This is a genomic window from Bacteroides sp. AM54-2NS (assembly GCF_003602935.1).
GTDB lineage: Bacteria > Bacteroidota > Bacteroidia > Bacteroidales > Bacteroidaceae > Bacteroides > Bacteroides xylanisolvens.
In genome coordinates, this window is the sequence record NZ_QTMZ01000007.1 from 53,783 (window position 1) to 65,892 (window position 12,110).

General features: G+C 35.5%; 8 protein-coding genes and 2 pseudogenes. 2 read left to right on the forward strand and 8 right to left on the reverse strand.

What is annotated here, in order from left to right; all coding sequences use genetic code 11:
• Positions 1-220 precede the first annotated feature (220 nt).
• From DXA05_RS06510 to DXA05_RS06530, 5 genes and pseudogenes are all read right to left on the reverse strand, one after another.
• Complete coding sequence (locus DXA05_RS06510; RefSeq protein ID WP_128858933.1) at positions 221-1,171, reverse strand: glycosyl hydrolase family 18 protein; 951 nt, start codon at positions 1,169-1,171, stop codon at positions 221-223.
• Positions 1,172-1,298: 127 nt separating this feature from the next.
• Positions 1,299-2,293 (reverse strand): annotated as a pseudogene (locus DXA05_RS06515) (FecR domain-containing protein).
• A gap of 58 nt (positions 2,294-2,351) precedes the next feature.
• Positions 2,352-2,894 (reverse strand): RNA polymerase sigma-70 factor, encoded by a 543-nt coding sequence (locus tag DXA05_RS06520; RefSeq protein ID WP_120067477.1) that lies wholly within the window; start codon positions 2,892-2,894, stop codon positions 2,352-2,354.
• 161 nt (positions 2,895-3,055) lie between these two features.
• The gene (gene mcrC / locus DXA05_RS06525) at positions 3,056-4,102 is read right to left on the reverse strand and encodes a 5-methylcytosine-specific restriction endonuclease system specificity protein McrC (RefSeq protein ID WP_128858934.1); all 1,047 of its coding nucleotides are present in this window, start codon (positions 4,100-4,102) and stop codon (positions 3,056-3,058) included.
• Positions 4,103-4,112: 10 nt separating this feature from the next.
• The gene (locus tag DXA05_RS06530; protein ID WP_284515451.1) at positions 4,113-6,434 is read right to left on the reverse strand and encodes an AAA family ATPase; all 2,322 of its coding nucleotides are present in this window, start codon (positions 6,432-6,434) and stop codon (positions 4,113-4,115) included.
• A 351-nt stretch (positions 6,435-6,785) separates the two neighbouring features.
• Between DXA05_RS06530 and DXA05_RS06535 the strand changes: the two genes are divergently transcribed.
• Positions 6,786-7,877 carry a restriction endonuclease subunit S gene (locus DXA05_RS06535; RefSeq protein ID WP_284515452.1) on the forward strand — a complete coding sequence of 364 codons (1,092 nt, stop codon included), beginning with the start codon at positions 6,786-6,788 and terminating at the stop codon, positions 7,875-7,877.
• Here DXA05_RS06535 and DXA05_RS26420 read toward each other — a convergent pair.
• Positions 7,872-8,087, reverse strand: coding sequence for a hypothetical protein (locus DXA05_RS26420; RefSeq protein ID WP_284515453.1), 216 nt, complete (start codon positions 8,085-8,087; stop codon positions 7,872-7,874). The genes DXA05_RS06535 and DXA05_RS26420 overlap by 6 nt on opposite strands.
• A gap of 316 nt (positions 8,088-8,403) precedes the next feature.
• Between DXA05_RS26420 and DXA05_RS06545 the strand changes: the two are divergent.
• Positions 8,404-9,206 (forward strand): annotated as a pseudogene (locus tag DXA05_RS06545) (tyrosine-type recombinase/integrase).
• 29 nt (positions 9,207-9,235) lie between these two features.
• Here DXA05_RS06545 and DXA05_RS06550 read toward each other — a convergent pair.
• Positions 9,236-10,498, reverse strand: coding sequence for a restriction endonuclease subunit S (locus DXA05_RS06550; protein ID WP_128858975.1), 1,263 nt, complete (start codon positions 10,496-10,498; stop codon positions 9,236-9,238).
• A 176-nt stretch (positions 10,499-10,674) separates the two neighbouring features.
• Positions 10,675-12,105 carry a class I SAM-dependent DNA methyltransferase gene (locus tag DXA05_RS06555; RefSeq protein WP_128858936.1) on the reverse strand — a complete coding sequence of 477 codons (1,431 nt, stop codon included), beginning with the start codon at positions 12,103-12,105 and terminating at the stop codon, positions 10,675-10,677.
• Positions 12,106-12,110: the final 5 nt, after the last annotated feature.

The following is a 12,110-nucleotide window of genomic DNA, read 5'->3' on the forward strand; positions in this document are numbered from 1 at the left end:
GTCTATCTGTTTTAATTTTCGATTTCATATCCAAGGCAGAAAGATTTCTGGCATAGATACTTTTTCACATATATCTTTATTATTAAGCAGTGCCTATCAACAAATGAAAGGCATCTGCAGTTTGTATATTCAGGTTAATTTATAAAAGACCGGAAGTGTCCTTCTCTGAAAGTCTATCACTTCCAGTCTTCAATTCATTCACATAGAGCGTCCTGATATCTTAATAATTCTTCGCATAGATAGTCGTCGTACGAGATACGGTCTTGCCTCCCCAAACTCTTGAAGCAAAGTTATTCATTAAGCTTGTTTGACCGGACTCGCGTAGATTGAACATCATAATGGCGCCATAGCCACTATAATTTGCAGCACTACTTTGTATCACGCCTGCACTTGGTCTACCATCCGTACAGTGTATTGACATCTTTGCCCATTTGCTATTCCCTAATCCGACCGGAGTACTCCAATCCGCTCCGAAATCAGGCCACATGTAACTAATGGCATTCATTGTAGTCGCATCAAAATTTGTATAACCACCAAAACTGAATACTGTAATCAGTTTATCAGGCAACAACTGACGCACTCTTTTTACAAGATTTCCAAAAATCATAGTACTTGGTGAAGGCAAATTAGAAGGTGCCTTCCAATAGTCTGCATATTCATCATCAAAATCCACACCATCTAAATTGTATTGCTTAACACAAGCGGCAATCTGTTGTGCAAAACTTTCAATCATGGCCGGTGTCAAGTTACAGAACCCCACTCCGGTGTGATCACCCAACAGCCCTAAAGAGACTCTGATACCTTTCTGTTGTAAAGGAGCGATAAGCGTACCGGCATTGGTCAATATATGAGACTGATTATTGTTATGATACAATTGAACAGTACTAGCCGCACCCCGAATATTAGAAGCAAACAGAATCACATTATCAATCACCTGCTCTTGCGGATCCGTACCTGTAAAATAGTACTCTCCTGCATTTAGAGGATTTACATCATTAGTTTCAATATAAGTAGTCAACTTCGGCATCTTGTCGCTGACGCCGCGAGTAGTTGGCGAAATACCTTGTTGTTGTTGTGCCTCTCCCATGTAGTCATCACTACTGCAACTTATGATCAAAGTTCCTGCCACCATTGCTACAACGAGTAACAAGAAGTATTTCAAATTTTTCATATAGTATTACTTTTTATATGGTTACTATTTCGCTTAGGTAATGCGTTCTAAAAGCTTAATAATTCCTCCTTTCTCCGTTTTAGTTATTCGACATACCTTCCACCGCTTTAACTTTCTAATATCAAAATTATTTCTGCATAATATAGCATTTATCATGTTCTATCTAAAACATAAATCTCCTGCTACATCAACAATAACATCCATAACTTCAGACAAAGGTGGATTATCTTTAAACCTGAAACTATAACGATCATTCTTTAAGCTATGCTGATTATAAAAGAACTTACAATCGTACTTACGTTCCAATATCGTTATAATCTCCGTTATAGTCTTTCGATTAAATAGCAACTCACCTTTTTGCCATGCTGTCACATCTTTCATATCAGGATAAGTCAGAGTATCTTGACGGCTCTTCCTATTATACACCAATTGTTCATTTGGCTTAAGTAACTTCTTTTTGCCCAAGTCGTCAAATTCCACAAGAACACTCCCTGTTATTAGAGTTGTAAAAACATTATTATCTTCAGTATATGCGGATACATTAAACTCGGTTCCCAAAGCTGTTATTTGAAAATCATTGGTTTTGACAATAAACGGTTTGTTTTTATTAGCTTTTACTTTAAAATTAGCTTCGCCAATTAGAAAAACACTACGGTACTTTCCTGTAAATTGTTCGGGATATAATAACATACTCCTCGAATTCATTCTTACCCGACTTCCGTCAGGCAAAAAAAATGTCTTCATCTGAGTGCCCGATATGCATTGCTGAGTTATTCCTGAATCGTCTTTTTCTGCCTTACAAAGCAGATATCCTAAAGATATAGATACTATTAATAATATAACAGCTACCGATTGCCACAATCGCATAAACAGTTTTTTATCGGACTTTTGTTGAGGTTGAACATGTGTAAGATTGTTATCTAACTTCCAACGTTCCAGTGATTTCTCCAGGTCGAATACTTTTCCTTTTTTTCTTGCTTCTAGATAAAGCTCCTGTAATGCTTCATCCTTTTCTTTTTCATATTCATTATCAACCAACCACCTGTAAAACATTTGATTTGTTTGTTCCGAATAATTATGTCGGGCAAAAAGGGATAATATTTTCTGAAAATAATTCTTCATGTTATCATTATATTAGATTTTGAAATTTCATATATAACGATTGAAACATTCCAGCTACTTAAAGAAAATACAGGAAAAATAAAATTAAAATGATTCTCTTTAAAACTTGAAGCGACAAATATATCTGATGCTCTATTGTACGAACAGAAAGATGTAAGGATAATGCAATCTCCTGATTGCTCATATTATTGAAACGGCTCATCTCAAAAATCCTTCTGCGACGTTCAGGAAAGTTTTCAAGAGCCATTCTTATTATTAGTTGCATTTCTTTATAATAAAGCGAATTTAACGGATCTGAGAAGCCTAACAAATCCTTAATTGTACTTTTCTTTATTTGTTCCTCCCGATAATCATTTTCCAGTCTTTTGTGCTTGATAAAATCAAATGCTACATTTTTTGCCATAACGTATATATACCCTTCTTTTCCATCATTATTTTGCCACGTCTCAAAATTAGTCCATAATTTGGTAAATACATCTTGAGCCAAATCTTCCGCATCTGCTTCCGATTTAAGAAACGTATTGATAAAAAACTTCACTGAAGAGAAATGAGCTCTAAATATCATTTCAAACTGTTCTACTAAACAATGGTCTTGATTCATATAAGGTTACACTTTTGTTTGTGCTACCTTACAAAGATAGAGTAACTTATCTAGAATTAAAAGTAATAATGGTTTTATTTTAAATAAAATATTACTATAAATTAGATAGGGTATGATTTCTCTGTTATATCATGGCAAGCGAAGTATTACACCAATAATAGTTATAGACTATGTACTAGAAATCCATCCAATTGTTTCTTGATATTCTCAAAATCCTGATTCAGATCAAGTGTCCGGTAATATATGATATTCCCATCCCTAAATGTCGTCTGTCCATCAGGTGTTATATCTTCTTCTGTCTTGGCATACAGCAACATTCCATCCACGTTCCCAGTATGATTAACATCATAATTCATTACATAAGAATGGATTTGATACAGGTTATTAGAATGAATAGTTCTCTTGTCAAATTGGCATTGCATTGATTTACTATAATATTTGGTATCAATAATTAATGTTCTCTCTTTAAATGTCAACGTTATATCCGTCCGCATTATAGGAAGAATACTGGAAGTAGACTGTTCTTTATCAATATTCCAGTCTATTTGAGTAGCCTTTGCTTTTAATTCCGGATAATGCTTTCGGTAATATTCCAAAACAAACTTCTCATAAAGCCTGCACATATGTTCATCGGAGAAATCCCTCATTTTATACGTACCCTTTTCCGTAGTCATTAACATCCCGTCGAGAATAAAATAACAAACATATAGAAGCATCTGATAAGTCTTACAATTTCTATCAAAGCGCATAGTAGTCCAGTTTATCGTCAGAATATCAATAACTTCTACATTGCTAAAGAAAAGCATAAGACGCTTCAACGAAGCTTTTCTGTCCGATTTGACATTCGGATGTTTCAGCAAGAATTGAACAGTCGTCTTTAATATCTGATTAAATTTGTTATTCTCTGATAATTCATCATACTCACAATCTATTTTCTGTTGTTTTCGCATCAAATTATTGATAGTACCATTTATATCAAGCTTGCCCTTTAACGTAGATAATGAACCATGACAGGAAATATATTCTTTATGTAACCCTTGCTTAAGTTGATACGAAATGCCACGAACTAGAATTTCGGCAAATAAATCATGAATCTCGTCAAATTCTTCACCTGCTATTTCTTCATAGTTATTCTGCTTAAGCTCTTGAAAAGCATAAGTCAACATATAATAGATATTGCGAATGAATATACCTTTGTCTATTGTCATTTTATCAAGCTCAATAATTTGTCTGTTTCTTCTTTGAATTTCTTATCATTGTCAAACCAATATTCACGCAACATAGGGCAATATCATATTCAATCACATTTCCAAGCCACATATTATCAATAGATTCCTGATTACAGAAATAACTATGACCGATACAAAAACCTTTTCCGAGTGAATCATCTTTAGCAATCTCAACATTCAGAGCTTTGATAGCATCAATCACCCTATTAAAGGCATCACAATCAAGCTTCTCCTGATACTTTTTGAAACCATCCGAATCAAATCCCGGCACCATATCAAAGAAACTGAACCGACGACGTAAAGCGTAGTCAATCATAGCCAGGCTACGGTCTGCCGTATTCATCATACCTATGATATAAAGATTCTCCGGTACAGAAAAATACTCATCATTATATGCAAGACGGATTTGATATTTTTCGCCCCGATAATCGTTTTCAATAAGCATCAGTAACTCACCAAAAATCTTACTCATATTTCCTCTATTAATTTCATCAATAATAAAGAAATACTTCTTATCCGGATCACTTTGGGCTTTCTGGCAGAAATTATAGAATACCCCTCGTCTAAGCTCAAAACCACCATCTTCTTTTGGCTTATATCCCATCACAAAATCCTCGTAGGAATAATTCTGATGAAATTGAATGAACTCTATTTTAGTTCTATCTTCTTCTCCTATAATAGAATAAGCTAAACGTTTTGCCGAATACGTTTTACCAACACCCGGAGCGCCTTGTAATATGACATTTTTCTTTGCTAACAACAGGTTTCTCAATTTGTTATACTCTTCTGATTTTATAAATACATTATCCAAAAAATTTGTTTCAGAATATTGAGGATTATGCATAGGATTTCCGCCACGTATTAATTGCATCAATATCTTATACTCGTCTTTTGTCAGTTTGAAAAACGAGCCGTTCTTATTCTTCAGGAATTCCATACCACTTAATTCCGGTATATCCTTTATAACTGAATAATCAACAGGATTCAATAAGCTTTCAGTCTTTTTGAAATATATTTTTTGTCCATCGGCAGATTTGGCTATTTCTGCAATAGCTACCACCTGTTTAACAGGAGTAGCTTCATAGCCAATAACAACATCTCCTTCTTTTGCATCAATAAAATTTTGGAACACCCTTCGTTGGTTACCACTATCATTATAAAGGGTATAGTCTTGTATTTCCCCAACCGGGGCTTTCGAAAAGCTCCATATCTTAGGACTTGCCACAAGCCACCAATATTGCTTTTGCGATTTATCTTCAAATAGTTTCTCCAAAGATTTCACATAATCCGGCTGCTTGGTTATATCGGTCAAAGTTTTTTGGACATTCTTACCTACTGTTTCCCATTCTCCGACATTCGTCCATTGCATTTTACGAACATTCTTAAAATCAGGAAAAGAATCATCAAAAGCATAGTCACTTTCCACAATACCACGCCCTATTATTTGATTCTGCCCCTTTTTGACTATAACAATATCACCCACTTGCATCTCATGAGTAAACTCCCATAATGCCAAACTATCATTTTTAAACGAAGATCCCGGCTTGCCATATATATCCTGCAACTTAGTTGCCATTTCTTTCTTAGAAGAGTATTCCAAAAGGTTACCCATATCATCCCAACCAATACACATTATATTTTGAGATAAACATACATCCCACTTAGATGCATTTTCTCCCGGAGCGTATAACCAAATCTTATGTTCCATATTTGAACTATCTAATTCATTCACAATATTTAGTAACTCCTCATAAAATTCGAAAAGGTCTTTTTCGCCTTTCTGTTCTATCAGGAACCTTTGCAAATCAGAAATTTTAGTTTTATTTGTGACAGACATTCCAAAACAACTAGCCAACTTAACCAACACACCACGCTTATATACAGGTATTAGAGTCTCATCTGAATATAAGAATGCTATTTTCCATTTGTAAGCATCACCTAACTCATCTATTTTCTCTATTGCTTCCAATTCACCTTTGCCTGCATGTTCTGCTATTTTAATTATTGTACTTCTGACAACAGCAAATGCTTCATCAGCAGTCTGCTTATCATATTTGTTGTACCAAGCGTACTTATCATTACTAACAATACGAGAATCACCCTTATTGGGTTTGTTTCTATATTCATAGATACCAAACTTATAAGAAGAGCCACCCCAAATAGAACCTAAATCATATGTTTTAGATTCAACCCAATAACAAAACGAATTCTGTCTTTCGAGATTTGTATATTGTGTAAGTGTCATTTCTACAAGATGCTCTTTTGGAAAAGCAGCTTGAAAATCTTGATATATCTGTCTTCTGTCAATCATACTCAAATAGTATTAGAACTTTTCTTCATTAATTCACCTTCCAATATCTTATTTTATCATGTCCAATTCTTTCAACAATATATCAAAATCACCCTACAAAAGAACAAACACCTTTATAAAAACAAAATCACCTGCCCGTGAATTACTTTTTAAGTCACAAAGATACAGAATAGTTATTTTAATATAGTAAACACCTCTGTTTTTTTATTGAAATATACCTACTATCTATATTACACAGAATAATATTGTCGCTATTAATAATACTCATGCAATAAACCACTTTTGTTTATTACTTTAAAACCACATAAGCCACATTATGAGAACGTGCCGTTTGAGGTGCCGGATAATTGGGTGTGGACAACTTTGGGAGATATATTTACTTTGCAAGCCGGTAAGAATATTACAGCTAAAGACATATCTGAGAAACAAGATAAGACACATTGTTTCCCTTGTTATGGTGGTAATGGACTTAGAGGATACGTCAGTAGTTATAATAGAGAGGGACGCTTCCCGCTAATTGGAAGACAAGGAGCATTATGCGGTAATATAAATGAAGCCAATGGACGATTTTATGCTACCGAACATGCAGTTGTTGTTGATACATATTGTGATACTAATATTGATTGGGCTATTAATATATTGCTATATTTGAATTTAAATCAATACGCAACTTCGACGGCACAACCGGGATTATCTGTTGCTACAATCAATGAAGTCATGGTTCCTGTACCACCATTAAAAGAGCAACAAAGAATTTCTCAAAAATTGAATGACTGGTTTTGCCTGATTGACCAAATAGAGCAAGGGAAAGAGGATTTACAAACAACTATCAAACAAACTAAAAGCAGAATCCTCGACCTTGCCATTCACGGCAAACTCGTACCGCAAGATCCGAATGATGAGCCAGCCATTGAATTGTTGAAACGCATAAATCCCGACTTCACACCTTGTGATAACGGGCATTATACGCAGTTGCCTGATGGATGGACAATTGCACCCATGCAAATACTATGTTCGTTGATTGATGGTGATAAGCAAAATGGTATAGAACGAATAAATCTTGATGTCAAATATTTGCGTGGTGAGCGTGATGCCAAAACTTTGACTTCCGGCAAATATGTAGCTACAAAATCTCTTTTGATTTTAGTTGATGGAGAAAACTCGGGTGAAGTATTCAGAACTCCAATCGAAGGTTATCAAGGTAGCACTTTTAAACAGTTGTTTATCAACGAGAATATGAATAGCAGGTATGTATTACAAGTTATCAATTTGCATAGGAGGATATTACGAGAAAACAAGGTGGGTTCTGCTATTCCTCACTTGAACAAGAAACTATTCAAAGCGATAGAAGTGCCAATTCCACCTTACAAAGAGCAACAAAGGATTGTAGAGACTATAAATAAGGTTTTTATGTCTTTGGATTTGATAATGGAGAGCTTATAAACTCTCCATTATTTCATCTAATTGTGTAAATATTTCACGGGATGCATAAACTATTCGTTTTTGTTCAGCCTTTGGTGGTATGGGTATTTCTAATTTTGAGTATTCGGAAATCCAATATCGTTTATGAGTGTCACCTACCAATCTGGTAATGCTCATAAACATTGCCACATAATCAATTTCAATATCCTTGTGTATTTTTAGAATCTTCATTGCTGATGATTTTACCTTAAAGGGGAAATCAACTTTTTTTTGAATCAGTTGTAAAATCATCAAAGATTATACAAGGAAGATTTGAGTATATACCAGCAGTCTCGTTGGTGTAACCAATAATAAATGATTTACCTGCTGTTAATACTGGTGTTAAATAGGAATCATCATAAGTTGTTGAGTTTACAATATAAGCGGTAGGTTGTTCATAATTTATAATTTGTTCAAGCCTGCAAACTGTCCATCCATCAGGCAACTGCGTATAATGCCCGATATATTCTATTATATTGTTGCCGTATTCATTATAAATCAATATAATATGGTAACAAAATTCAAAAGCTATCTCGCCAAAACTAATTTGGCAAAAAACACTGTTACATCGTATGTGTGGACAGTACAGTATTTCCTCAATCATTATGGAGAAGTAAACAAAAAGAACCTTTTAACATATAAAGGGTATCTGGTGGAGAACTTTAAACCGCAAACGGTAAACCTACGATTGCAAGGTATCAACAAGTATTTGGAATTTACAAAACAGGAGAAACTGAAGGTAAAGTTCGTCAAAGTACAGCAGAAGAACTTTTTGGAAAACGTAATCAGCGATGCAGACTACAAATTTCTAAAAACACGCTTAAAAGCTGATGGTTATAATGAGTGGTATTTTATCGTATGGTTTATGGCTGCCACAGGCGCACGTGTCAGTGAATTGCTTCACATCAAAGCTGAGCATGTACAAGTTGGCCATCTTGATCTTTACAGTAAAGGTGGAAAATACGTCGTTTATATATTCCGAAAAATTTGCGTACAGAAGCCACAAAATGGCTCAAAGAAAAAAGTCTTATTTCCGGCTATATATTCCTGAACCGATTTGGGGAACGTATTACAACACGTGGCATAGCCCAACAACTGAAACATTTTGCGGGAAAATACGGAATGAATAAGGAAGTGGTTTATCCTCATTCATTTCGTCATCGTTTTGCCAAGAACTTCCTTGAACGATTCAATGATCTTGCCCTACTTGCCGACCTTATGGGACATGAAAGTATTGAGACTACTCGTATCTATCTCCGTCGAACAGCTAGTGAACAGCAAAAAATTGTGGACAAAGTAGTAAACTGGTAAGTTTTATCTATCCTTAGAAGTGTAATTAATTACACTTCTAAGGATTTTTGAATATCATCAAGGGATGAGAACAGTTCTTCTATCTTTTGAACTATGCGTTGTTGCTCTTCTAATGGAGGTAAACAAATTTGAAAATTTTGCAGATGAGCATTCTTCACATTATTAATATTAGAACCTTTTGCTACATTCCTAATGTAATCTTTGTAGGCATCAGTTTGGAATATAAGACGTATATACGGTGACAAGGTTTTCTGTTTTGGTCTCACAATTCGAAGAAAAGCTCCGATTTGTGTTTTAGGAATATCCCTATCAGCAAAACCAGTTTTCCCAATCAATGTTTGGCTTCCAGTAGAAGCGACAACGATAATATCCCCACGCTGTACTTGATTATCATTATTTTGATATGAAAGGGATATGAATACATCATCAAAACAATCAATGACTTTCCCGTTCTGTATATTGCCACCTCGTAATACTCTTATACCTGTATCTTGAATATCGGCTTTATTATATGAAACTCCTCCTATTATTGAACAGACATCATTGACAGTTACCGAGTACCAGCCTTGCGGCAACTTCCTACTATGCCCGTTATCACAAGGTGTGAAGCCGGGATTTATTCGCTTCAAGAGTTCAATGGCTGGCTCGTCATTCGGGTCTTGTGGTACCAACTTGCCATGAATAGCAAGGCCAAGAATTTTGCTTTTGGTTTGTTTGATGATGGTCTGTAAGTCGGCTTTGCCTTGTTCTATTTGGTCAATCAAAGCAAACCAATGTTCAATCTCGGCAACTATGCGTTGTTGCTCTGTTAAAGGTGGCAAAGGAAACCCCATCTGTTCTAAATTGTATTTTGGCAAACCTTCACGACCACTACCCGTAATCTTCATAGATTTAGCGAAGTATGAAGATAAAACTAACGCATGAAAATATTCAGGTTCAACTAAAACAGAACGCATAATACAAACGTGTTGGCTGACATTACCACAATTAAAATCAGCAGGAACTACGGCGCATCTTCCCAATGAACCACCAGTAATATTCAGCAACAAGTCGTTAGCAAGCACTTCCGTGCCTTTCATCTTCTGATGAACTTCTTCGGAAATATACTTGATGTCATCATAAACAAGTCTGTCATTATATACATTTTGCGAGCGGAAAAATGGAATCCCGTTCGCAGAATAGTTACTTCCCCTTGGTGTGCTACCAGAACCTATCTTTGAGCATATTTCTTCAATCGTTGTCCACATCCATGATTCCGGCACCTCAAACGGCACGTTCTCATAATGTGGCATATCAGAAGAAGCCATTCTCTTACTTTTCCTTATCTTCCCCTCCTTTATCAGACGTTCTTTCTCTTCCTTAATACGTTCAAGTAAAACAGATGCAGGTTCATCATTTGGATCTTGTGGGACAAGTTTTCCTCTAATAGCGAGGTCTAATATTTTCTGTCGTAGTTTCTTTGTATCCATTAGTCCTCGATATTTGCCATTAATTTTTGAAGCTCAGCCACCGCTTTACTTATGTTATCACTTTTCTCTTTGAGAATATCAATTAATTCTGATAATGAATAGTCTACTTTATCTCCGCCCTGTTTTATCCAAGATACATCAAGGCTAGTCTTGTCACGAGTTATTATTTCATCACAAGTATATTTACGCCAACGCCCATTCGGATTATCCTCAGCATTATATGTTTCTACACGAGCATTTATATCCTCCGCATGATAACACGAAACAAAATCATCAAGATGATGCCTTTGCATTGGATTAGTAGCCAATGTATGCTTTACATCTGTACGATAATCATAAAACCAAATATCCTTCGTACTACTACCTTTTGTAAAGAATAACACATTAGCTTTTACACCTTGAGCATAAAATATACCTGTCGGCAAACGCAAAATAGTATGTAAATTAAATTCCGAAAGTAGTTTCTTACGAATCACTTCTCCAGCGCCCCCTTCAAACAGTACGTTATCAGGCAAAACAACCGCTGCACGTCCGCCTGTTTTGAGCGAAAGCATTATATGCTGTAAGAAATTCAATTGATTATTTTTCGTTTCAACATAAAAATCACTTCGATTAATGTCGACAGAACCAGAAGGACGGGTTCCAAAAGGCGGATTAGCAAGAATAACATTCACTAGTATATCAGGTTCTTTTTCTAAAGAGTCCTGACATATAATAGGGCTTCGGTCAGTACCAACACCATGAAGATACAAGTTCATCGAAGCTAATGTAACAACCAAAGGAGTATTATCCGAACCATGTAGAGCTTTATTCCGCAAAAAATCCCGTTTGCCTTTGTCTTGTGATTGTTTTTTCATGTAGTCATAAGCTGCCAAAAGAAAACCACCGGTTCCACAAGCCGGGTCACAAACCGTTTCCCCAATTTGAGGACGAGTTACATCAACCATTGCCGATATAAGAGAACGAGGAGTAAAATACTGACCTGCACCACTCTTTTTATCTTGTCCATTCTTCTCTAAAATACTTTCATAAATAGCCCCTTTAACATCACCATCCATTATCAGCCATTGCTCCTCATTAATCATTGTTATGACCTTCTTCAAATATACAGGCTTATCTATTTTATTTTGAGCTTTCGTGTAGATAGTACCAATTAGATTATCCTGCTCACTCAGTATTTTCAATGTATTTTCATACTGAACTATCAAGTCAAGACCATCCAATTCTATCAGGTTTTCCCAACGATATCCTTCAGGTATGGCTGATTCTTCGTCAAGCAATTTAACGTTTTCATCATCCATTTTCAGAAATAACAAATAAGTCAGTTGGGTTATATAATCGGTAAATCCAATACCTTGCCCCGCTAACGTAGTGGCAAGTGTCCAGACCTTTTTAGTCAGACCTTGCTCATTCGAATTTGATTTTGCCATATTAA

Bases quoted from the DNA above. Each gene is read 5' to 3' on its own strand.
- DXA05_RS06510 (WP_128858933.1), bottom strand. From the start codon at position 1,171: ATGAAAAATTTGAAATACTTCTTGTTACTCGTTGTAGCAATGGTGGCA.
- DXA05_RS06520 (WP_120067477.1), bottom strand. From the start codon at position 2,894: ATGAATCAAGACCATTGTTTAGTAGAACAGTTTGAAATGATATTTAGA.
- mcrC (WP_128858934.1), bottom strand. From the start codon at position 4,102: ATGACAATAGACAAAGGTATATTCATTCGCAATATCTATTATATGTTG.
- DXA05_RS06530 (WP_284515451.1), bottom strand. From the start codon at position 6,434: ATGATTGACAGAAGACAGATATATCAAGATTTTCAAGCTGCTTTTCCA.
- DXA05_RS26420 (WP_284515453.1), bottom strand. From the start codon at position 8,087: ATGAAGATTCTAAAAATACACAAGGATATTGAAATTGATTATGTGGCA.
- DXA05_RS06550 (WP_128858975.1), bottom strand. From the start codon at position 10,498: ATGCCACATTATGAGAACGTGCCGTTTGAGGTGCCGGAATCATGGATG.
- DXA05_RS06555 (WP_128858936.1), bottom strand. From the start codon at position 12,105: ATGGCAAAATCAAATTCGAATGAGCAAGGTCTGACTAAAAAGGTCTGG.